This is a genomic window from Streptacidiphilus sp. MAP12-16 (assembly GCF_041262165.1).
Lineage (GTDB): Bacteria > Actinomycetota > Actinomycetes > Streptomycetales > Streptomycetaceae > Streptacidiphilus.
In genome coordinates, this window is sequence record NZ_JBGCBY010000009.1 from 167,409 (window position 1) to 187,741 (window position 20,333).

At 69.5% G+C, this 20,333-nt stretch carries 21 protein-coding genes; 9 read left to right on the forward strand and 12 right to left on the reverse strand.

The genetic code is table 11. From position 1 onward, the window contains the following. Positions 1 to 26 precede the first annotated feature (26 nt). Complete coding sequence (locus ABIA33_RS14435; protein WP_370081278.1) at positions 27 to 2,579, reverse strand: glycoside hydrolase family 5 protein; 2,553 nt, start codon at positions 2,577 to 2,579, stop codon at positions 27 to 29. A 263-nt stretch (positions 2,580 to 2,842) separates the two neighbouring features. Here ABIA33_RS14435 and ABIA33_RS14440 point away from each other — a divergent pair, with 263 nt between their 5' ends. Beyond that, positions 2,843 to 3,703, forward strand: coding sequence for an SDR family NAD(P)-dependent oxidoreductase (locus ABIA33_RS14440; protein ID WP_370081280.1), 861 nt, complete (start codon positions 2,843 to 2,845; stop codon positions 3,701 to 3,703). A 554-nt stretch (positions 3,704 to 4,257) separates the two neighbouring features. Here the strand turns inward: ABIA33_RS14440 and ABIA33_RS14445 are convergent. Further along, positions 4,258 to 4,581, reverse strand: a complete 324-nt coding sequence (locus ABIA33_RS14445) for a hypothetical protein (RefSeq protein ID WP_370081282.1) — start codon at positions 4,579 to 4,581, stop codon at positions 4,258 to 4,260. Between ABIA33_RS14445 and ABIA33_RS14450 the strand changes: the two genes are divergently transcribed. The 5 genes from ABIA33_RS14450 (at position 4,568) to lpdA (ending at position 7,449) form a co-directional block, all read left to right on the forward strand. Next, positions 4,568 to 4,960 (forward strand): DUF4232 domain-containing protein, encoded by a 393-nt coding sequence (locus tag ABIA33_RS14450; protein ID WP_370081284.1) that lies wholly within the window; start codon positions 4,568 to 4,570, stop codon positions 4,958 to 4,960. The two genes, ABIA33_RS14445 and ABIA33_RS14450, sit on opposite strands and share 14 nt — an antisense overlap. 223 nt (positions 4,961 to 5,183) lie before the next feature. Further along, the gene (gene ykgO, locus ABIA33_RS14455) at positions 5,184 to 5,306 is read left to right on the forward strand and encodes a type B 50S ribosomal protein L36 (protein ID WP_370081286.1); all 123 of its coding nucleotides are present in this window, start codon (positions 5,184 to 5,186) and stop codon (positions 5,304 to 5,306) included. 248 nt (positions 5,307 to 5,554) lie between these two features. Next, positions 5,555 to 5,719 (forward strand): 50S ribosomal protein L33, encoded by a 165-nt coding sequence (gene rpmG / locus ABIA33_RS14460; RefSeq protein WP_370081288.1) that lies wholly within the window; start codon positions 5,555 to 5,557, stop codon positions 5,717 to 5,719. Between the two features lie 52 nt (positions 5,720 to 5,771). Beyond that, positions 5,772 to 6,041 carry a type B 50S ribosomal protein L31 gene (locus ABIA33_RS14465; protein ID WP_370081290.1) on the forward strand — a complete coding sequence of 90 codons (270 nt, stop codon included), beginning with the start codon at positions 5,772 to 5,774 and terminating at the stop codon, positions 6,039 to 6,041. A 1-nt stretch (position 6,042) separates the two neighbouring features. Continuing rightward, positions 6,043 to 7,449 (forward strand): dihydrolipoyl dehydrogenase, encoded by a 1,407-nt coding sequence (gene lpdA, locus ABIA33_RS14470; RefSeq protein WP_370081292.1) that lies wholly within the window; start codon positions 6,043 to 6,045, stop codon positions 7,447 to 7,449. Positions 7,450 to 7,614: 165 nt separating this feature from the next. On the opposite strand, the gene ABIA33_RS14475 is transcribed toward lpdA, so the two are convergent. From ABIA33_RS14475 to ABIA33_RS14485, 3 genes are all read right to left on the reverse strand, one after another. Continuing rightward, entirely contained in the window at positions 7,615 to 8,115 is a 501-nt protein-coding gene (locus tag ABIA33_RS14475) for a diadenosine tetraphosphate hydrolase (RefSeq protein ID WP_370081294.1), read from the reverse strand. Positions 8,116 to 8,343: 228 nt separating this feature from the next. Beyond that, a complete protein-coding gene (locus ABIA33_RS14480) occupies positions 8,344 to 9,141 on the reverse strand; it encodes an inositol monophosphatase (protein ID WP_370081296.1) in 798 nt (265 codons plus the stop codon). A gap of 138 nt (positions 9,142 to 9,279) precedes the next feature. After that, on the reverse strand, positions 9,280 to 10,443 hold the full coding sequence (locus ABIA33_RS14485; protein WP_370081298.1) for a pentapeptide repeat-containing protein: 1,164 nt from the start codon (positions 10,441 to 10,443) through the stop codon (positions 9,280 to 9,282). Positions 10,444 to 10,770: 327 nt separating this feature from the next. Here ABIA33_RS14485 and ABIA33_RS14490 point away from each other — a divergent pair, with 327 nt between their 5' ends. Then, positions 10,771 to 11,859, forward strand: a complete 1,089-nt coding sequence (locus ABIA33_RS14490) for a septum formation family protein (RefSeq protein WP_370081300.1) — start codon at positions 10,771 to 10,773, stop codon at positions 11,857 to 11,859. A gap of 541 nt (positions 11,860 to 12,400) precedes the next feature. Here ABIA33_RS14490 and ABIA33_RS14495 read toward each other — a convergent pair. From ABIA33_RS14495 to ABIA33_RS14510, 4 genes are all read right to left on the reverse strand, one after another. Further along, entirely contained in the window at positions 12,401 to 13,432 is a 1,032-nt protein-coding gene (locus ABIA33_RS14495; protein WP_370081302.1) for an aldo/keto reductase, read from the reverse strand. 346 nt (positions 13,433 to 13,778) lie between these two features. Next, entirely contained in the window at positions 13,779 to 14,501 is a 723-nt protein-coding gene (locus ABIA33_RS14500) for an HAD family hydrolase (protein WP_370081304.1), read from the reverse strand. A gap of 263 nt (positions 14,502 to 14,764) precedes the next feature. Next, positions 14,765 to 15,964 (reverse strand): hypothetical protein, encoded by a 1,200-nt coding sequence (locus ABIA33_RS14505; RefSeq protein WP_370081306.1) that lies wholly within the window; start codon positions 15,962 to 15,964, stop codon positions 14,765 to 14,767. A 282-nt stretch (positions 15,965 to 16,246) separates the two neighbouring features. Continuing rightward, the gene (locus tag ABIA33_RS14510; RefSeq protein WP_370081308.1) at positions 16,247 to 18,001 is read right to left on the reverse strand and encodes a hypothetical protein; all 1,755 of its coding nucleotides are present in this window, start codon (positions 17,999 to 18,001) and stop codon (positions 16,247 to 16,249) included. Positions 18,002 to 18,068: 67 nt separating this feature from the next. Here ABIA33_RS14510 and ABIA33_RS14515 point away from each other — a divergent pair, with 67 nt between their 5' ends. Beyond that, positions 18,069 to 18,203 carry a hypothetical protein gene (locus tag ABIA33_RS14515; RefSeq protein WP_370081310.1) on the forward strand — a complete coding sequence of 45 codons (135 nt, stop codon included), beginning with the start codon at positions 18,069 to 18,071 and terminating at the stop codon, positions 18,201 to 18,203. On the opposite strand, the gene ABIA33_RS14520 is transcribed toward ABIA33_RS14515, so the two are convergent. After that, positions 18,191 to 18,457, reverse strand: a complete 267-nt coding sequence (locus ABIA33_RS14520; RefSeq protein WP_370081312.1) for a DUF2630 family protein — start codon at positions 18,455 to 18,457, stop codon at positions 18,191 to 18,193. The two genes, ABIA33_RS14515 and ABIA33_RS14520, sit on opposite strands and share 13 nt — an antisense overlap. 335 nt (positions 18,458 to 18,792) lie before the next feature. Between ABIA33_RS14520 and ABIA33_RS14525 the strand changes: the two genes are divergently transcribed. Further along, a complete protein-coding gene (locus ABIA33_RS14525; protein WP_370081314.1) occupies positions 18,793 to 19,263 on the forward strand; it encodes a DUF5709 domain-containing protein in 471 nt (156 codons plus the stop codon). Positions 19,264 to 19,395: 132 nt separating this feature from the next. On the opposite strand, the gene ABIA33_RS14530 is transcribed toward ABIA33_RS14525, so the two are convergent. Both ABIA33_RS14530 and ABIA33_RS14535 read right to left on the reverse strand, forming a co-directional pair. Further along, positions 19,396 to 19,548, reverse strand: a complete 153-nt coding sequence (locus ABIA33_RS14530; RefSeq protein WP_370081316.1) for a hypothetical protein — start codon at positions 19,546 to 19,548, stop codon at positions 19,396 to 19,398. Next, positions 19,545 to 20,078 carry a hypothetical protein gene (locus tag ABIA33_RS14535; RefSeq protein ID WP_370081318.1) on the reverse strand — a complete coding sequence of 178 codons (534 nt, stop codon included), beginning with the start codon at positions 20,076 to 20,078 and terminating at the stop codon, positions 19,545 to 19,547. The genes ABIA33_RS14530 and ABIA33_RS14535 overlap by 4 nt, the downstream gene beginning before the upstream one ends. Positions 20,079 to 20,333: the final 255 nt, after the last annotated feature.

A 20,333-nucleotide genomic window follows, 5' to 3' on the forward strand; every position in this document is an offset into this window, starting at 1 on the left:
CTCCCGCGGATCGTCAGTAGATCCGGCTAGGAGACCCCGACGGTCACCTGGTAGCCGCCGCCCGCGCAGCCGGTGATCCGCCAACCCCCGTCGACCTGGCGGAGATCGATCCCGCCGACGCCGCTCCCGCCGACCGTCGGCCGGGCCGCCCCCGGGAACCAGACGTCGAGCGCGCAGTCGGCGCCGGCCACCGCCTTCGGCGCGGTCCCACTGAGCGTGAGCCGACCCTTGGAGTCCACCGCGAGACGGGCCAACCTCCCTGGGGCGGCCCGCGGGTAGGGCCGTGCGAGGGCCTTGGCGAAGGAGGCGTGGATCGGCAGGTCCTTGCCGGTCGCGCAGTCGACCTCGACCAGGTTTCCGGCCGTGGCCGCCGACTGGTCGCTCTGCGGGTCCCCGCAGGCCTGCTTCCACACCCAGAAGGCGCCGCCCACCAGTTGCGCGTCCTCCTGGTCCACGAAGGCGGCGGTCCGGGCGTCGTCGACGCCGCTGGTCCCGAACCAGCCCCACTCGCCGATCCACAGCGGCATCCCGTAGGCAGCCGCCTGCTGCTGGGCCAGGACGAAGCCGCGCTGCAGCGACACCAGGGTGATGCCCATGCCCTGGTCCATGGTGATCGACTCGTTGTAGAGGTGCGGGGCGAAGACGAGGTAGGGGTCGTTCGAGAATCCTTGCGGTGGGGCCGCGTCGAAGCCGAGGCCTGACCACAGCACGCTCGGCTCGATGTAGACCAGGTGCGGGAAACCGCCGTTGACGCCTGCCTCCTGCGCGCGGATCACCTGCACGGCCCGGTGGTAGTACGCACCCAGCAGCACCGACGAGGTGACCGGGGTGTCCTCCCCGATCCCGGGCTCGTTGAGCAGCCCGTAGCCGGCGACCGCGGGGTCGCTGCCGAAGGTGCGGGCCAGCAGGGCCCAGGTCTTCACCAGTTCGCTCTGGATGCCGTCGGTGTCGTGGTAGAAGTTGGTGAACGCCCTGGCCACGGCGGGGGAGATGTCCCGCCCGGTGAACTGGCAGCGGGGCACTCCGTCGGTCAGCGTCGCCCACTGGGGCGCGCCGTCGTAGCCCAGCAGCGGATCGGTGCCGCTCGCGCAGGCCGTCCCGGCCGGAGCTGCGACATAGCGGCCCCAGGCGTCCTGATGCATATCGATGTCGGTGTACATCCCGTGCGCGGCGGCCATGGCCACGGCGTCCTGGATCCGCTTCAGGTAGGCCCTGTCCCACTGGCCCCGCTGCGGCTCCAGTAGTGACCAACTGATGTTCAGTCGGACCACGTTGAATCCCAACGCGGCCATCGCGGCGAAATCGGCGTCGCTCAGCGGGCGTACGGTCTGCCGACCGGGAGTCACCGGGTAGTAGTCGTTCAGCTGGTTCACATTGACACCGCGCAGGAGCACCTGGCGTCCGTCCACGTCCTCGATCCGGCCGTCCCGCACGGTCAGGGCCGGGAGGCTCAACCCCGCCGTCGCCCGGGCCGCCGTCGCCCGGGCCGCAGGGGCGCCGGATGCGGCTAGCGCGCTGCCCGGCGTAGCCGATGAGAGCAGCCAGGACGCGAGAGCCAGCACCAGTGCAGAGGCAGCCACCGTGGTGAAGCGCCGCCGGCCGCCGGCGATGGCGTCCAGGGCGCGACTGATCAGCAGCAGGGTCGGAACCACGGCCCAGCCGAAGGCGAGCCCCAGCGAGAGCCCTGCGGCGATCCGCAGTCCGGCGTCCGGCACCAGGAACAGATCCGAGCCGGCGAGGTCGCGTGGCAGCGCCAGCAGGGTCTGCGCCAGGCCGGCGGCCGCGCCGCCGCCGAGCGCGGCCAGCCATCCGGCCAGCAGGAGCCGCCCTGCTCGCCCGCAGTCATAACGCCGTGAGGAGCGCGTGAACAGCCAGGCGCCCACTACAGCGGTGACCGCCAGCTCCACGGCGAAGCGGCCCGGACCCAGGGGCAGCGACCGAACGCTCAGCGGCTCGCCGTAGAACGAGGCCGCCGGCGATCCCTCCCACAGCATCGGCCCCGCCAGCGGTCCGAGCAGGGCCAGCGACAGTCCCAGGGCAGCGAACGACCAGCGCCAGCCGAGTCCGGTCAATTTCTCGCCAACCGCCTTCCGGTACACCAGGATCGCGCCCAGGGCGGGCAGCCAGCCGACCAGTGCGGCCCGTTCCGCGGTGAGTCCGGAAGTCCACAACGCGGTCGAGACGGACATCTGGGCGATCCGGGTCCCGCCCTGGACGGACGCTCCGGCCAGTTCGGCGAGCACGTCGAGCAGCCGGGCGAGGCCCGCTGCGAGGACACTCACACCCCAGACGCGCAGCAGCATCCGCCAACGCCCCAGGCCGTTGGCGGCCGACCGGACCGAGGTGTACGTGCCGCAGAACACCACGACGACGGCCACCGGCAGGAAGACGGCGACTCCGCTGACCGACCACAGCCCGTGCACCGGGGCCGTCCTCAACGCGGCCCCAGGCAGCAGTGTGAACAGACCGGTGGGGTCGTAGAACGGACCGGCGACGCACACTCCCAGCATCAGCAGGGCGGCGACCCCCGCTGTCAGGGTCGAACGGAGAGTCGTGGTGGTACGCAGTTCACGCGGCATCGCATGATCGTAGGGATGACATCCCCCGCCCACCAGGGGCCACTTTTGCCCCAAGGATTCCCATAGCCCATCAGAACTGGACGCCTCTCCTCCGAATTCCCCTGTGGCGGGGAGGATTACAGCTCCGTGGATCGGACGCGCAGCGCCGGCTGACGGGCCACCGAGTTGCAACCGGAGCCGTGGGGCGGCAGCCTTCCGCGTATGGCTGACTCACGAGAGGGCGGACCTTTGGACACACTCGAGCTGGCCCCTGGGACGCCGTGATGGGCTCGCTGGCGGAACTCCGCGGCCACGTAGCCATCGTCACCGGCGCTGGAAGCGAATCAGGCATCGGCTTGGCGTGCGCAGCACGGTTGGGCGCGCTGGGTGCGCGCGTGGTGGTCACCTCTACGACCGGCCGCATCCACCAGCGCGTCAAGGACCTCGCGGCACTGGGCGTCGAGGCCCACGGGGCGGTCGCGGATCTGACGGTCGCCGACGAGGCGAACCGGCTGGTCGAGATCACCCTGGACCGGTTCGGCCGACTCGACATCCTGGTCAACAACGCCGGGATGACCTCGGTTGCCGACCCGCAGCCGACCCCGGCCCAGGAGACGTCGCCCCAGGAGACGCCGGCCCAGGACTGGCAAACGAGGCCGGACTCCGAACCGGACCTAGCCGCAGCGATCACCGCTCTCACCGATACCCAATGGCACGACTCCATCGCCCGCAACCTCGACACCGCCTTCTTCACCACCCGGGCCGCACTGCCCGCCATGCTCCGCACCGGTTACGGACGGATCGTCACCGTGGCCTCAGTGTCGGGGGTTGTGCAGGCCTACCGGGGCGACGCCGCCTACCACGCGGCGAAAGCGGCCTTGACCGGCCTCACCCGCTCCACCGCCCTCCTCGTCGCCGGCAGCGGCATCACCGCCAACGCCGTGGCCCCGGGCTGGATCGCCACCGGCTCCTCCACCCCACACGAGCTCGCCCAGGGCCGCAGCACACCCGTCGGCCGCCCCGGGCGCCCGGAGGAGGTCGCCGCGATGGTCGCCTACCTCGCTTCCCCACTGGCCGGCTTCACCACCGGCCAGGTCCTCGTCATCGACGGCGCGAACTCCCTGGCCGAGGAGCGGCTGATCTGAGCCGTCCCTCCAGGCCCGCGCCCAGTGGGTGTTGAGGCCATGGGAATGGACACAGGTGATTGATGGTTAAACTAGGCGTGCGGGTGTCGTGCCGGTGGGACAGTGTCCCGGGGCCTCACCTTCCGCCCGTGGGGACGATCAGTTCGGCTGAAGCCCCACGGAGCACCTCGCCAACAGGCGACCGCCACCGGGGCGGCATCCGCACCTTTGGACCGGTGCGGTCAGGCATTCCCCCATCCTGGCCGACGCCATCTTCCCCCGGGCCCCGGAGCACCTGCCCTGCTCCGGGGCCCGGGGCACGAGCGCCCGCAGGCTCACAGACCCGCGCTCCAGCTGCGCCTCCCGCCGGGACGTTCTCTCGCGGGCGGATCCTTTTGTCGATGGTGGTCACCAGCTCCTGCCCGGTTCGTCTCGCCCCGGCAACGTCAGACCAGGGCGTCAGAGGGCCTGTGCGCACGGGGACGGTGATGAGACCGTGACAGTTTCGCTACCGGGCTGGGGCCTCGTCAGTCGCCCCGTCGTCGTCGTTGCCGGTGAAGGATCCAGGTGGAGCCTCACTCAGCAGAAGGACAAGAGACGATGACATCATCCGCAGGTATGCCTGGCCGCAGAGGATTCGCCGCAGCATCGCTGATGTGCGTGGCGGCGCTCGCCACGGGATGCGCCGCCTCGAATCCGTCCCCGACGCCGAGGGCGACCGGCGCGGGCGCGTCGGTGAGCGCTGCTGCGTCGGCGCCGGTGTCGATGCCGCCATTGGCCTCGCCCTCGGCGTCGAGTCCTTCCTCCGCCGTGTCGATACCTGCGTCGGCCGCGCCTGCTGGTCCGGCGGCGTGTCCGACCCGCTCGCTCAACGCCAAGATCGGGGTGAGCCAGGGCACGGCCGGCAGTGTCTACACCGTGATCGACTTCACCAACATCTCGCACACCACCTGCACCCTCTACGGTTACCCCGGCGTAGCGCTCGCCGGCGGGACGCCCGTCACGCAGATCGGCCTTGCGGCCAAGCAGAGCGGCACCGCCGCGCGCACGCTCGTCACGCTCGCACCGGGCGAGAGCGGCAACGCGCTCCTCCGGATCGTCGACGCCGGGAACGTCCCCTCATCCAGCTGCGCCCAGGTCACTGCGGATTACCTGCAGATCTACCCGCCGAACCAGACGACTCCGATCTACCTGGCCTATACGTCGCAGACGTGCTCGAAGCCGGTCCAGATCCTGACCGTCGGCGTCGTCCAATCCGGATCAGGCAGCGCATCGTAGCCTGTGGTCTTCCCGGTGCCCGCCATGCGAAGGGCACCTGGCAACCAGGCCTTGAGCAGCGACGATGAGTGTTCGAGCGGCGGCCCGGTTGTGGGCACGGCCTGCCAACGGCTACCGGCAGCTGCACGAATCCGACGGAATAGACATCCCCACTCCTTGGTTGTCATGGGCACATAGTTGCGGGGCCCATGGCAGGCCTCGCACACAAGGAGAGGACGCGCCAATGAAGGTCCGCAAGTCGCTTCGCTCGTTGAAGGCCAAGCCCGGCGCGCAGGTCGTACGGAGGCGCGGCAGGGTGTTCGTCATCAACCGGCGCGACCCCCGCTACAAGGCCCGTCAGGGCTGAACCAGCACCAAGATCACGCGCTCAGACAGAACGGGCCTGCCTCGCCCCCGCCAAGGCGGCGGCAGAGCCCAGCACTCCCCCGCGGCCGTGGCGCGCCGATCCAGCAAAGGCGCCAGCATGGAGAAGCGCCCTGTGGAATGGGCGCGGGAATACCGTAGCTGCCACGGCTGCTGAAGAGGATGCCACCTTAAGGGGAATGAAAACCATTTCACTGAGTGAACCGACTGCTCCGTCAAGGAGGGACACCCATGGCCCGCAGCGAACTGCGCCCGATCGTCAAGCTCCGCTCGACCGCCGGGACCGGCTACACGTACGTCACCCGCAAGAACCGCCGCAACGATCCCGACCGGCTCAGCGCGCGCAAATATGACCCGGTCGCGCGGCAGCACGTGCTCTTCCGCGAAGAGCGCTAACCCCCCGCCACTCCCCCTCACGTCCACTCCCCCACACGTCCAAGGAGTCACCATGAAGCCCGGCATCCACCCCGAGTACCGCCCCGTCGTGTTCCGTGACAAGGTCGGCGGCCTCGCCTTCCTGACCCGCTCCACCGCCACCGACACCCGCACCACCGAGTGGGAGGACGGCAACACCTACCCGGTCATCGACGTCGAGACCTCCTCGGCCAGCCACCCCTTCTACACCGGCAACGCCCGCGTCCTGGACACCGCAGGCCGCGTCGACCGCTTCAACCGCCGCTACGGCCGCACCACGAACAAGGCAGGCGCGGCGAACTGAGATGAGTACACACTTTGACGTCGTGGTCCTGGGAGCGGGACCGGGTGGCTACACAGCCGCAGTCCGCTCGGCCCAGCTCGGACTGCGCACCGCGGTGATCGAAGGGAAGTACTGGGGGGGCGTGTGCCTGAACGTCGGCTGCGTCCCCTCCAAAGCGCTGCTGCGCAACGCCGAACTCGCCCACATCTTCACCCACGAGGCGAAGACCTTCGGGATGCGGGTCGAGGGCAAGGTCAGCTTCGACTACGCGGAGGCGTACCGGCGCAGTCGAAAGGTCGCAGACGGCCGAGTCGCCGGGGTCCACTACCTGATGAAGAAGAACGCCATCACCGAGTACGACGGCCGCGGCACCTTCACCGACGACCACACGCTCCAGGTTGCGCTCAACGCGGGCGGGACCGACACGGTGACTTTCGATCACTGCATCATCGCGGCCGGCGCCACCACCCGACTGCTGCCGGGAACCTCCCTGAGCAAGCGCGTCGTCACCTACGAGGAGCAGATCCTCGCCGACTCGCTGCCGGAGAGCGTCATCATCGCCGGTGCGGGTGCCATCGGTGTCGAGTTCGCCTATGTGCTGCACAACTACGGCGTGAAGGTGACCGTCGTCGAGTTCCTCGACCGGGTCGTCCCGTTGGAGGACGTCGAGATCTCCGCGGAGCTGGCCAAGCGCTATCGCCGACTGGGCATCGAGGTACTGACGTCCACTCGGGTCGAGTCGATCGACGACAGTGATCCTGCCGCCAAGGTCCGGGTCACCGTCACCCGCGACGGGCAGCAGCAGGTGCTGGAGGCCGACAAGGTCCTGCAGGCCATCGGCTTCGCGCCGCGCGTCACTGGCTACGGGCTGGAGAACGCCGGGGTCAAGCTGACGGACCGCGGCGCGATCGACGTCGACGGGCGCGGCCGCACCAACGTGCCCCACATCTTCGCCATCGGCGATGTCACGGCGAAGCTGATGCTGGCTCACGCGGCCGAGTCCATGGGGGTGATCGCGGCGGAGACCATCGCCGACGCGGAGACCATGGAACTCGACTTCGTCATGATCCCGCGAGCCACCTACTGTCAGCCGCAGATCGCCAGCTTCGGCTGGACCGAGGCGCAGGCGCGCGAGCAGGGTTACGACGTCAAGGTGGTCAAGTTCCCGTTCACCGCGAACGCCAAGGCCCACGGCCTGGGCGACCCGGTCGGCTTCGTCAAGGTGATCAGCGACGGCCGCTACGGCGAACTGCTCGGCGCCCACTTGATCGGGCCCGAGGTGACCGAGTTGCTGCCTGAACTGACGCTGGCGCAGCAGTGGGACCTGACGGTCCACGAGGTGGCACGCAACGTCCACGCGCATCCCACGCTCGGCGAGGCCGTCAAGGAGGCCATCCACGGCCTGGCCGGACACATGATCAACTTCTGACGCCTGTGCGTGGCGAGGACCTCATCCGTACGGGTCGACCCGCTCGAAATCGCCCTCGGCGCCAGCGACATGATGGTCGCTCACGCTGCTCCGTTTCGCGTATCGGCTGACCGCGACGGATCGCCAGGGCCCGGCGACCTGACGGTCGCTGGGCCCTGCCGCGCATCAGTCCTCGCCTTCTGGGCCTGCGTCCCGCGCGGACAGCAGATCGAGCTCATGGCCGAGCGCCTCGCGCAACGCGTCGTGCTCCGAGCTGAGCGCGAAGGCCGGATCGCGCCAGTTCTCCAACGGATACAGCCACACCGGGTGACCGACAAGTTCGGAATGCTCCCACTCGAAGCGTGGCCACACATGCGCGTGCAGAAAGCCGTCGGTGTTCCCGAGAATCTCAAGATTCACTCGCCGGAAATCTGGATCCAGCGCGCGACAGGCCCGCTCCACGGCCTCGCCCAGCCGGTCCATGTCAGCCAGAAAGGCCCGGCGCTTGGCTCGCGGAAGCTCCGACAGGCGCTGTACCTGAGGCTCATCCGTGAGAAGGACCGAGTATCCCGGCAGGAACTGAATGTCTCCGATCACTGCGAATCCGGCGTCCAACCTCCTCAGGACCGTTGGGTTCGCGCCCTTCAGAGCACTGCCGATCCTGTCCGCTCGCCAATCGTCGACCATGACTGGGCACCCTACAGGCAAGTGATCAAGCAGAGGTCAACAGACCGTCCCTGACGAACGCACGCTCTTCACCCCCACCTTCCCCGCCCTGTTCCCACCCGGACGATGTGAGGCAAGGAGCAGGGGATCCTGGCAGCTCAGGGCCCGATGCCACTGATCCTGACCACTCCTGTGCGGTCAGCACTGGTCATAGCCCTGAGCGGCGCGGGGACCGCCTTTCAGGCGGTTCTAGCTTCGGCTGCGGATCATCGACATCAGCAGCCCGTGGGTTTCGATGTCGGCGGCCACGACAAGTCCGCGGCCTGCCTGTCCGATCGGGGCGCCGTCGATCCCGGTGACTACGCAGCCGGCTGCCTGGCACAGAGCGATGCCGGCGGCGAAATGCACGCTCCCGGACAGGTCGCCGCCATCGGTGACGTACGCCGCGCGCTTGCCGGCGGCGACCCAGGCCAACGCCAGTGTCGTGGAGACGACTCGGGGCCGGAACCGCTCGACGAACCCGGGGTGGGCCAGCAGGTCCACGGCCCGGAAGCCGGGCGCGCTCGGAAACGGCGGATCCAGGTTGACGTCCACCAACTGACTGGCGGACGTGGGCGCCAGCTGTGCCTCGGCCCCGTCGCGCCGCACCCGGGCGGTCTCGCCGTCGGTGAAGAAGATCTCGGCACTGAACGGGTCGGCCACCGCCGCTGCCCCGTCGCGCAGCGCCACGTTGACTGCCACCAGCATGTTGCCGACGGCGTAGTTCAGCGTGCCGCACAAGGGATCCACCAACCACTGGCGCACAGCCTCGGCGGCTCCCTGCTGCCCGCCCTCCTCGCCGAGCACCGCATCGTCGGATCGCACGGAACGGATGACGCCGAGGATCGCCTTCTCGGCCTCGACATCGGCCGCAGTGGCGAAGTCCCCGGCGCCCTTGTCGATGTGGGTGAGCCGCTGGCCGTACATGGTGCGCACCACATCCGCGCCGGCACGTGCTGCGGCTATGGCAACCCCAGCATCGTCAAGGCTCGCATATGAGTTGATCATGTCGTGCAGAATACCGGCGGCAATCATCCGCACCAGTCAGACCAGCATCGACCCGCTTCTCCTCCTGTCGGTGATGGACTCGTCCCGGGTGTCTGCTTGTCCCATCTGCCCTGCCTGCGGCCCTGCCTGGTGGCTCGGTCACGGGACTGATCGCAGTGGCGGAACCGCGAGCAAGAGCGCGGGCGGCTGCAGTAGCGGCGAGGGTTCAGGGCCCGGGTCTGCGGTGACGACGACTCCGGCTGCCACGGGGTCGAATCCGGCCGGCCAGACAGTCCGCTCGCTGGCAAGTGCGCCGGTCATTCGTGCCTCTTGGAGCTCGACCGAGCTCAGGTCGGCGCCGCGCAGGTCAGCCAGTCGCAGATCGGCGCGGCGCAGGACCGCGCCCCGGGCGTCGGCCTTGCGCAGGTTCGCCTCCCGCATGTCCGCGTCGGTGAAGTCGGCGTCGCGCAGGTCGGTTTCGACCAACCGCGCTCCCCGCAGGTCGGCCAGCACGCAGCGGGCCTGGCGCAGGATCGCGGTCCTGAGCTCAGCGTGCCGGAGGTTGACGGAGACCAGCGACGCCCGGGTCAGGTTGGCGTGGTAAAGGCCTGCCGCCTCCATGCAGGCGCGGTCGAAATTGACCTCGTTCAGCCACAGCCCGTCGCAGTCTGCCCGGCGCAGGTCGGTGACGCTGAGGTTGACCCAGGACTGCTCCCGGTGCTGGCACAGGACGCCGAGCCCGGTCAAGGCCACCTGGGCATCCGCGGCGCGTGTCTCCAGCGGGGCCACGTCGTTGATGGGGGCCTCCGGTGGCGGCGATTGCGACCCGGCGGGCGGCCAGGGCAGGTGCGAACGCAGGAACGCGGCCTGGATCGAAATGATGGCTTCGCGGTCGCGCGCCGAGTGCTCCGCGATCCGCCACAGGGCGTGGAGCCCGCCGATGCGCACATCCTGCTTGTCGCTGCCGAGCTGGTCGACCGCCCGGCTGAAGCGGTCCGTCAGGTAGCCCTCCTGAGTGGCGCGCAGGCCGTCCTGACTGACCCGCAGTTGCCGCCAGGTGGCGTACGCGCCGAAGAGCACGGCCATACCGCCGACTGCCTGAAGGAGCGTTGTTCGGACGCTGTTGACCGCATTGAGCTGGTCCTGCGGGGCAACCCTCGCCCCGGCCAGGTCGTAGCCGACCACCCAGCCCGGCAGGACGACCAACACCGCGCCCAGAGCAGCCAGTCCTACCGCCCCCGTCAGCAGAGTCGCTGCTATACGGTGCCTGACCAGCCAGTCGCGCCACAGCCGCCGCCCGCGGCCCGGTTCCCCCATGCCCATGAACACCAGAGCCTAGGCGGGACTCCGGAAACGATCAACGTGGCAGCCGCTCGGGCTGGTCCTGTGCGTGCGCCGGTTACGTCGCGCCGGTGCCGCCTTTTGCCGCGCGCGGCGATGCGGTGGTGGTCGGTGATGCGTCGGAAATCAGCGAGGAGGCGCCGGTGTCGACCAGCGTCCCCACGCCGCAGATCGAGGTCGCTAGGCCGGGCCACGCCGCGGCCGCAGAGCTCCCAGTTGTGCCCAGCCTGCGGCCCGCAACGGGGCCGGGTGGCGATTGAGGTGCGGCGATCCGCTAGTCTGCGCTGCCACACATGATCGGGGGAGAACATGAGTACGCCACCGCCGGACGCAGCGGACGCACCGCACGCGCCCACCCCGCAGGGCGTGGCCTTGCCGAGGGAGACCTTCTGGGCCGTCCCGGCGCGGATGCCGCAGCCGCCGGCGCAGGGGACGAACGGGCAGGCCGTCACCTCGTTTGTGCTCGGGCTGCTGGCGATCGTCCCGGTGAGCGTGGTCTTCGGCATCGTCGCGTTGGTGCGCATCAGCCGTACCCGGCAGCGCGGCAAGGGGCTGGCGATAGCCGGGCTGGTGCTCTCGGCGCTGTGGGTGCTGGCGGGGGCCGGGGTGGTGATCGCCGACGTGGTGTACCTGTCCAGTCACGCGAAGCCGGGGACCCCGTTCGCGCCGGGCACGCGGCTGATGACGCAGTTGCAGCCGGGGACCTGCTTCATGCGCCCCGACGGGACGTCGCAGTGGGTGGGCGTGGTGGCGTGCGACCAGCCGCATGACGCCCAGTACCTCGCGACGACGAAGGCGCCCTTCACCTCGTACGGCGACGCGGGCGTGACCGAGGCGGAGAGCTACCGCACCTGTCTGGACACGGAGTACGCGACGTTCCCCGACCCGGTGGCACTGCCCGGAAACGTCGTGGTGGACTTCATGTACCCCACCCGGCAGAGCTGGGACGCGGGCTCCCGGCAGGTGCGGTGCTACCTCCGCTTCACGGATGGCCCGTACTCCATGAAGCTGCTGCAGTTCCGCAGGGATTACACCGCCGTGCAACTGGACTTCCTGAAACTCGAGCAGGACAGGGAGGTCCCCGCCCAGGTGTTCCAGAAGGCCGACCGGTGGCAGGTCAGCCAGGCCTACTCCCGTCAAGTCGCCGACGCGGAACGGGCCGAGGCCGCCTGGCTCGGCAGGCACCCCGGGCAGGCCGGCGCGACCGCCTACGAGAAGACGCTTGCCGCCGATGACCTCGGAGACGCCGCACGATGGGACGCCATCACCTCCGCGACGGACCAGGCCACGTGGCAGGCGGCTGTCGACGCGGAGGCGGGGCAGGACAACCACGGTGACGATGTGACCATGGTGCGCGGCGATCTGAAGTTGGTATTCGTCAACCTCAGTCGGCCGTAGGCGGCACCAGGTCCTGGGCAAGGTACTCCAGGGCCATCAAGTCCCCGACCTGGCCCGGCTGCAGGGCCGCGTCCTCCAGCCGCACGTGCTGCGTCTGCACCGGAGCAGCGGCCGTGAACCCGTTTCCCGAGACTGATATGTGCACGACATGAATCGGCAGCACCGAGGTAACAACCGGCGGGCATCGTCGGTGGTGCGAGGCGCTTCCGGGCCTGACCCGAGCATCGCCTCACCCCCACACGCAAGGGGTCGCCGCCGTCCCGACCCGCGCCCCTGACCAGGCGCGGGGTGCGGTTGCCCCTCGCGATCGCTTCGCCGTCCCGGGTGGGGGACGCCGCGAAGCCCCAGTAGGGCCGGCCCCACGCGGGGCCGGCCCCGCTGACGGTCACCAGGCGGTCGTCGAGACGCACGATCAGCCACTCCCGGAAGCCGGAGAGCAAGCCCCCGGAGCTTCCCGGCGCCGCAGCCCAGCACGAACACGTCGCCCGAACCGAGCCGAGCCGCCCCGAGCCGCCCCGAGCCGATGGTCATGACCGCGATGTCAGCCGAAGGGGTTCAGGGCGCGCGAGCGCTGCTGGACGCCCGGTATGCCGTACGGATAGTCGGACACGATCGGCGAGCTGGCCTCGGTGAGCTGCGCTGCCTCCTTCTCCGACAGGTGCAGGTCGGCGGCGGCGAGGTTGTCGTCGAGCTGTTCGACCGTGCGCGCGCCGAGGATCACCGAGGTGACTGCAGGCTGGTCCGCGACCCAGGCCAGCGCCACCTGTGACAGGGACACTCCGCGTCCCTCGGCGACCTGCCGTACCGCGTCGATGACCTGCCAGGTGCGTTCCTGCGCATTGCGCGGGGCATAGGCCTCCATACCTCGGCGCGGGTCCTCGCCGAGCCGGGTCGCGCCGGTCGGGCTCTGGTCGCGCAGGTACTTCCCGGTCAGCCAGCCACCGGCCAGCGGCGACCACGGCAGGATCCCGATGTTCTCGTTGCGGCAAACGTCCACCAGTTCGAACTCGATGTCGCGTATGAGCAGGTTGTACTGGGGCTGCAGCGTCACGATCGGCGCGAGCCCACGGAACTGCGCCAGCAGCGACGCCTTCTGCAACTGCCAGCCGAGGAAGTTGCTGACGCCCGCGTACCGGATCTTGCCGGCGCGCACCGCGTCGTCGAAGAAGCCGAGCGTTTCCTCGATCGGCGTCAGGGGATCCCAGGCGTGTGCCTGGTAGAGGTCGATGGTCTCGACCCCGAGCCGCCGCAGGCTCGCGTCCAGCGCCCGGGACAGGTGAGTGCGCGTCAAGCCGGCGTCGTTGGGCCCGTCGCCCATCGGGAAGCGTCCCTTCGTCGCGATGACGAGCCGGTCCCGCGTCCCCGGCCGAGCCGCCAGCCAGCGGCCGATGATCTCCTCCGACACGCCGCGGGAGTACACGTCGGCGGTGTCGATGAAGTTCCCGCCGCGCTCGACGAACCGGTCGAGCTGCGCGTGAGAGACCTCCTCGCTGCTCTCGTTGCCGAACGTCATCGTGCCCAGACACTGCGTGGACACCACCGTGCCGGTGCTGCCCAAGGTGCGGTACTCCATCGGTCTACCTCCAGAGTCGAGATCTGTTTCAGAGTCTGCTGGTCGGGGATTGAGCCGTCCAACAGCAGGATCTGATGTCTTTGAGCAGCGAGCGTGATGAATCCTCGAGTTCCGCCAGTCCAAGCCCGGCACCCCGGCACTGGCGATGGACCCGCTGAAGGCGATCGCGCGGGCGTGGCGCTGCTGTGCTGCGGCACTGGCCTTCCCGATCCGGGCGCTGTCGCGTCTGGCTCCGGCCGAACTGCTCACAGCGGACGGATAGTTGCGACCTGCCGGGGGCGGGGGCTCTGCTTGCTCAACTGCGTGCGAGAGAAGCCGCCTTGGGCGGTGGTATCCCGGGGCCGGGTCAGTGGGCGAGTGCGGCCGGGAGTTCGTCCAGTGAGCGGATCACGTGGATGCCGTGGCCGATCGCTACGCCCTCGCTGGCGCCTGTGCGGTCGAGCCAGTACGAGTGCAGGCCGGCATCGCGTGCGCCGACGGCGTCGATCGTGTACCTGTCGCCCACGTAGGCCACCTCGTGCGGTGCCAGGCTGAGCAAGGTGCATCCCGCGTGGAAGATGCTCGGTGTGGGCTTGGCCGCCTGGTGTGCGTCCGAGCAGACGATGACATCGCCGAAGTACTCGAGAAGCCCGATCATCTTGAGTTTGCGACGTTGGTGTTCCAGCGATGAGTTCGAGACCACGCCGAGTCGGTAGGCGGGGGCAAGGGTTTCGAGTAGGGGGGCGGCGTCCGGGAACGCCGACCATCTGGTGTTTTGGTGCTCTCCGTAGCCGGCGAACCAGGAGGATGCCTCCAGGTCGGACATCCCGCCGGCCGGCAGGTGTCCGAGATGCGAGAGGAACCGCCTGGTTCGCGCGCGCTGCTGGTCAGCGAACGTGAGTTCGCCCGCCGTGAAGCGGTTGTATTCCTCTTCCATGATGCGCCGCCAGAGGGCAAGTGCTTCCTCGGGTGTTGGGAACCGGTCCAGTAGCCCCTGCGCCGTCAGGTGCGCGAGCAGGCCGAACTTCTCCGAAGCGGAATAGTCGAAGAGGGTGTCGTCGACGTCGAAGAGGACACCGCGAACTGGCATCTGGTAGTTCCATCCTTGCGTGCCGGGGTAGTTGGCGTCGGACCCAGTCGGGATTGCGGAGGCTGTCGGATGCACCCCACCAGCCCTGTTGTCCGACCCGTCTACGGGGGGCTTCCGGACCGGCGCCGCGGCCGCCCGGCCCGCCGGTGCCGCGGTTCCCCCGATCATTGCGCGCAGGCGTCCGCCGAAGTAGAAAGGACCATCCGCGCAGTATGCCGACCGGGGGCGCTCACCGTCACCAGTGGCTCGGACAGCCGACCGGCTCAGCTGCAGGAGACTGACGCGATCTTCATGGTGGCCAGATCGAGGATGACCTTCGGGTGGCCGAGAGCGGACTGCCCGGCGGTGACCGGATGCGGCGAGGGTGCGGAGGTCAAAGCGACGGTGGCGGTGGTTCCGGTGACTTTGACACTGTCGGCGCCGATGCTGCCCGCGGCGGTCTGCGAGCATTCGAGCGGCTGGGGCCCGGTGCTGTCGGCAGCGGCCTTGTACGCGTCCGGCGAGACGAAGTACGTCCTGATGACGGACGCGTCGGCGCCGACTGGTTGCAGCGCACGGAGATAGGCGTAGGTGTTGAACAGGTCGCCGACGTAGCTCTGGATCTGATCGTCCGAATACGCAGCGGGGGCCCATTTCGGGATGAGCTCGCCCAGGCAGAAGACCCATGCCACGCGGTTCGCGGTCGGATTGACGGCCACCGACATGATGACCTGCTGGCCTGCGGGCCAGAAGTACCACTGCGCCCCACCGGTGGGGGCGGCTGTCGGCGCGTAGACCGCGTGCCAGTACGGCATCGTGTCCTCGGCGCAGGTCGCGGCATCGGTTCGCAGCCCGGGCCAGTCCCACTTCGCGAAGGCCGGGGTCAGGAACTGCTGCTTGAGTTGGTTGATCGCCGCTGTGGCCGAGGTGTCGGTGCCGGCCGCGACGGATCCGCCGTAGTAGCCGACGAGTGCCTGCACACCGGGCAGATCGGGGGCGGCGACCGGACCGCAGGAGAAGTCCTTCAGCCTCCCGCTGGCCGCGTCGGCCGTGACGGATACCTGAGCCGCCTGCTTGGTCCCGATGTACAGGCTCACCGGTATCGAGATCGCGTTCTGCGACGCCACCGGCGTGCCGATGACCGCGCCGTCGACGACGTGCTTGCCCGCGGCGACGCCGCAGCCCAGGGGCGCGCCGATCCCGCCGCTGCCCTGGAACCTTCTGGCAGCGTTCTGATCGGCGAAGTACTGGGCGACGCCGCCCGGATCGGCCTTCTTCGCGGTGCCGAGTTCGGCGGCGGAGCCGGCCCTCTCGTAGTCGTCAACGACCATCAGAGTCGCGTTCCTGGCGGCGGCGACCTGGGCCGGTGAAATCTGCGTGGTCCCGCCCGCACGGGGGCTCGACGCGGACGAGTCACATCCCGCCAATGCGGCGACCACCAGCGTTGCCGTCACCAGATATCCGGTCAGTCGTCTCATCGCCATGATCGAGTTCTCTCCCCCGTGCTTTCCGGTCGATGCGCTTGCCCTGAACTCAGGGAAGTCGCACCAAAACCGTCACTGTGGCATGAACGCGACGCCCTGTCACTACAAACGAGGACGGTGACTCAGGTACCGCCGACACACGCCACGCGCCTGAGGACCCAAGAGCCGGCCTGGCCGATTTCGTGCTCTGCCCGCGAGGCCGCGCGGCGGTCGGCGTGCTGGGATGCCTTCAGGGGAGGCGTCCCGCGTCCGCCGCGCGACTGTACCCGCGCACCGGGTGGTTCAACTACGGGTGAGGGTCCGGCTCGCCGCTGCAGCGATGGCGATGCCCAGGGTCCAGCCGAGCACGGTCAGCACGACCGTGACCACAGCGGCCAGGCCGTGGTACTGCCAGACCTCGGGCTGGCCGAAGCGGATGATCGGGACCAGGTGGTCGGCCGCGAAGAGCACCGGATTGAACAGGGAGTGGTCCTCCGTGCTCACATGCTGGGGCGTGACCTCGCTGAAGTACACACTGCCCGCCACCATCAGCCCCACCGCCCAGCCGATCGCCCGCAGCGGCCGGTAACCGTAACCGACGAGCAGGTCCAGGAGATGGCCCGGCAGCCGCTGCCAGAAAGGGAGTCGCGCGCGCTGCGCACGCTGCTTGGCCAGCAGTACCGTCCTGGCGTCGCCGTCATTGCCGAGGCTGCGGTAGTAGGCGGCGAGCTGCTCGTAGGGCTGGGCCCGGTACGCACCCACCGTGACCGCGTCGTCGCGCCTGACCATGCGGTCAAGCAGTTGGAGCCGTTCCCTGGGGCTGAAGTAGGCGTCGAAGGCGCCGTAGGTGAAGCCGTCCAGGTTCAACCTGCCGGGCCATGAGTCAAGGGAGTCGCGGATTCCGCCCAGGGCCGTCGCCGCATACAGCGTCAGCAGCGCTTTGGGGCTGGACATTTCGCGGATGTCGAGGTGCCCGGTGATCCGGGCGCCGGTCAGCCGGATCTCGCCCTCGGTGCTGAAGCCCTTGACGAGGTAGAGGCTGCCCTCGACCACCAGCCCGCTCGCGGCGATGACGGGCTGTTCCTCGGGTGCCTCACCCTCGTTGGCCGCCCCCGCCACCGGTTCGATGCGTTCCAGTTGTGCCCCGGTGAAGTGCAGACCACCGCCGATCCTGGCACCGACCAGACGCACCGTGCCGTGCGCCGAGAAGGGTACATCCCCCTTGGGCTCGTCCAGGCGGAAGTACGCACTGCTGGCCACGGTGAGGGCACCGCCGTTGAAGGCGTCGGCGCCCTCGCAGGTCAGCGTCGCACCGTCGAACAGCAGCGCACTGCCGATGTGCGCGCCCGGCAACCGCACCTCACCGGACGCCACCAGTCGTTTGGCCAGCAGACTGCGGCCGACCCGCATCCCGCCCGCGTTGAGCGCCTTTCCCTCCGGCCCCGCATTGGTGAGCTCCGCCTCGTTGAGGGTCACCTGACCGCCGATCACCGCATTGATCAGGCAGAGCGAACCGGTCACCTTGATCCTGTCGGCGATCAGACTGCCGTCCACGGTGATTCCGTCCGCGTGCACCGCACGTTCGGGGGTGCCGTTGACCACCAGGTCGTGCAGGTCCAAGGTCCCACGCACATGCGCGCCGTACGCGGAGAGGGTGGTCAGCTGCGAGCCGCTCAGGTCTATGGATTCGGTCACCGCCTCGTCCAGGTTGACCGGCCCCTCGAAGAGACACCCCTGCAGCAACAACGGTGCGGCCACCCGCCCGTGGTCCACCGACAGTTCGCCGGTGATCCTGGCCCCGGCGATCCGGACCGCCCCGACGCACCCGGCCGTGCTCGGCCCCGCGCCCAGCAACAGCGCTGCCACCACCTCGCCGCGCACCACCCGGTCCGCACCCCACTGGTCGGCGTTCGCCGGATTGTCGACCTCCGCGTCGCCGACCCGCAGGTCCACCTTCTCTCCGCGGGTAAAGGCCAACCACACCCGCCTCTCGGTCGCGGAGAGCCGTCCGAGTCGGGACGGTATGCCGGAGCCACCCTGATCGAGCGTACGAATCATGGTCCCATCGTGCCGTATTGGAGACAGCGCTCGCTGATCAACCCAGCCCTGAGGCGAGTTGGCGGGCATGCTCCTCCCAGCCGACGCCGAGTCGGTCAACGACGTCCGGCGGGATCTGCCGGGACCGGCCCTCGACCTGGCCCAGGCCGTGCTCCCCCGGCAGGACGACGGCGGCACGAGGCCGACCGGTCAGGACAGGTAGTCCTCCACCTGCGAGGCGGGCCGCACCGCGGCCTCGCCCGGATCCAGCCCTGCTTCGCTCTTGGCCCGGCGCTGACGCAGCAGGTCCCAGCACTGGTTCAGCTCGCGCTCCAGTGCAGCGAGCTGCTCGTGTTCAGAAGCCGCGTCGATCTGCTGTGCTGTGAGCTGCTCCCGCAGGGCCTGCTCGTCAGCGATCATGGCGCTGATGCGGTGCAGGATCCGCTGCTCCTCCTGGCCTCTCTGCGTCGATGCCATGACGGCCTTCTCTCGATCGGAACTCGCACTGCTCTTCCAGTCATCTTTCCGCGGAACGCGCGGCGGCGCGCGAGCACGACAGCTGCCGGGTACCGACCGGCCGGCGGCTGGGGACCGGGCAGACCGCCCCGCGCGTGGGGGGCTCCCGCGCTCTGGATCGACTGGTTCGAGCGGTGGCGCGCTGCGAAGGGGTCCCGATGGTTGAATTGAAGACCGGAGAGCTGGATATCGGGAATGCGGTGCCGCGCACGAAACCGGCGCTCGTCGGCGCGGAGACCGGGCTTGCGGCCACGACGCGAGCCGCGCGGAGGAACGGCAAGAAGGGTCGGACAAGCATGAGCGACGACATGACGGGCGACGGGGTCTACCAGCCCGACGGGTCCGAGGTGCAGGACGACGAGGGCATCCTGGATGCCGAGGACACGCTGGACGACCGCGCGGCCGGGGCGCTGGACGAGGGATACTCCCCACCGGAGAGGGCGTGGGCGGTCGAGGGCCCAGGCGTCACCGGGGCCGAGCAGTACCAGGGCGAGAGCCTCCAAACGCGATTGGATCATGAGCTCCCCGACGTTCGGGCCTTCGCGGGGGACGGCCTGGGCGACACCGTGGACACCGACGGAGAGCTGTGGGACTCAGAGGTGGGAGTGAGACGCACCGGCCGGCTCGCTGCTCACCGGCAGGAGGACTACCCCAGCAGCGAGCAGGACCTCACGGCCGAGGACGTCGGCATCGACGGCGGAGCGGCATCGGCCGAGGAGGCCGCGATGCACCTCATCCCGGAAGGGGAGGACGACGACGCCCTGTGACCTCGACCTGTGACCTCGACCTTTGACCTCGACGGATTCGCCAATCGTGGACCGGTTCTCCTTGCCCAGTGCCGTGCGCTCGGGTCGGCTCGGATGCAGCGCTGCAGAGTGTCGTAGCCGTTCACCCACGAGTCACCACTTCGCGCACACCCTCTCCGGCGCAGCCTCCCGCGCCACTGCGGAAAGCAAGCCGCCGATCACCGCGGGCAGGCCCATCGCGGGGTAGGACACGACATGGATGGTCGACATCAACCCCGACCGCGCCGACATCAGCGGCGCCGTCACCGTGCCACCTCCTCCCCGCGGGCGCCAGCCGCCAGGAGCCTGATGTCGTCCCGCAGCTCCCGCAGGGCATCGGCCGGGGCGCCCAGACCGTTGACGCGCAGGCGGGCGGCCTCGACGCGGCTGTTGTCCAGCTGGAAGCTGAAGGCGAGTCTGAGCGACTCGTGGATCATCCACATGTGGTAGGCCAGCAGCCGCGCGGCCCGCTCCCGCATCTGTGCCAGGTCAGCGTCGACGGTGAGTTCGCGCAGCCGTTGGGCCAGGTGGTTGAAGGTGCTCAGCTGCTGTGCGCCGTCCCTGGCGACCGAGTCGGTCACCGGTCCGGGCTCCCCGCACGCGGCGACCACCTGGTCGGCCAGGCGCTGGGCCGCCACCGCGTCGTCGAGGACCGCCAGGAGGGCCTGCAGTTGTGCGTCGCGGTTGGGACGCGGCGGCACCTGCCGGGCGGGCCACCAGTGCAGCAGAGTGTGTCCGGCACGGCCCAGAACACTGGTCGGGCGCGAGCCCGGGTGGGGCACCACTGGCGCGGGCATGGCTCCTCCTGCTCGCGTCGCTCGATCCGGACCGTCGGCGGCAGATGCCGCGGTCGCGATGAGCGCCACCGGACCGCTCGACGGATGATTCCAGTGTGCTCCGACGGGCACCGATCGTCAGCCACCTGGAACAGGACGGTGAGCGCGTCCGACCCGATCCGGGCCCAGCTCGGCCCGGCCCGGGATTGTCCCGACCGAGCCCGGTGGTCTGGTGCTGCACCTGGTAGCGCGCGCCGGGGTCGGTGTGGCCGCCAT

What these genes read in the sequence shown, in the direction of transcription:
- ABIA33_RS14435 (WP_370081278.1), bottom strand. Translation starts at nt 2,579, where the DNA reads ATGCCGCGTGAACTGCGTACCACCACGACTCTCCGTTCGACCCTGACA.
- ABIA33_RS14440 (WP_370081280.1), top strand. Translation starts at nt 2,843, where the DNA reads ATGGGCTCGCTGGCGGAACTCCGCGGCCACGTAGCCATCGTCACCGGC.
- ykgO (WP_370081286.1), top strand. Translation starts at nt 5,184, where the DNA reads ATGAAGGTCCGCAAGTCGCTTCGCTCGTTGAAGGCCAAGCCCGGCGCG.
- rpmG (WP_370081288.1), top strand. Translation starts at nt 5,555, where the DNA reads ATGGCCCGCAGCGAACTGCGCCCGATCGTCAAGCTCCGCTCGACCGCC.
- ABIA33_RS14465 (WP_370081290.1), top strand. Translation starts at nt 5,772, where the DNA reads ATGAAGCCCGGCATCCACCCCGAGTACCGCCCCGTCGTGTTCCGTGAC.
- lpdA (WP_370081292.1), top strand. Translation starts at nt 6,043, where the DNA reads ATGAGTACACACTTTGACGTCGTGGTCCTGGGAGCGGGACCGGGTGGC.
- ABIA33_RS14475 (WP_370081294.1), bottom strand. Translation starts at nt 8,115, where the DNA reads ATGGTCGACGATTGGCGAGCGGACAGGATCGGCAGTGCTCTGAAGGGC.
- ABIA33_RS14480 (WP_370081296.1), bottom strand. Translation starts at nt 9,141, where the DNA reads ATGATCAACTCATATGCGAGCCTTGACGATGCTGGGGTTGCCATAGCC.
- ABIA33_RS14485 (WP_370081298.1), bottom strand. Translation starts at nt 10,443, where the DNA reads ATGGGCATGGGGGAACCGGGCCGCGGGCGGCGGCTGTGGCGCGACTGG.
- ABIA33_RS14490 (WP_370081300.1), top strand. Translation starts at nt 10,771, where the DNA reads ATGAGTACGCCACCGCCGGACGCAGCGGACGCACCGCACGCGCCCACC.
- ABIA33_RS14495 (WP_370081302.1), bottom strand. Translation starts at nt 13,432, where the DNA reads ATGGAGTACCGCACCTTGGGCAGCACCGGCACGGTGGTGTCCACGCAG.
- ABIA33_RS14500 (WP_370081304.1), bottom strand. Translation starts at nt 14,501, where the DNA reads ATGCCAGTTCGCGGTGTCCTCTTCGACGTCGACGACACCCTCTTCGAC.
- ABIA33_RS14505 (WP_370081306.1), bottom strand. Translation starts at nt 15,964, where the DNA reads ATGGCGATGAGACGACTGACCGGATATCTGGTGACGGCAACGCTGGTG.
- ABIA33_RS14510 (WP_370081308.1), bottom strand. Translation starts at nt 18,001, where the DNA reads ATGATTCGTACGCTCGATCAGGGTGGCTCCGGCATACCGTCCCGACTC.
- ABIA33_RS14515 (WP_370081310.1), top strand. Translation starts at nt 18,069, where the DNA reads ATGCTCCTCCCAGCCGACGCCGAGTCGGTCAACGACGTCCGGCGGGAT.
- ABIA33_RS14520 (WP_370081312.1), bottom strand. Translation starts at nt 18,457, where the DNA reads ATGGCATCGACGCAGAGAGGCCAGGAGGAGCAGCGGATCCTGCACCGC.
- ABIA33_RS14525 (WP_370081314.1), top strand. Translation starts at nt 18,793, where the DNA reads ATGAGCGACGACATGACGGGCGACGGGGTCTACCAGCCCGACGGGTCC.
- ABIA33_RS14535 (WP_370081318.1), bottom strand. Translation starts at nt 20,078, where the DNA reads ATGCCCGCGCCAGTGGTGCCCCACCCGGGCTCGCGCCCGACCAGTGTT.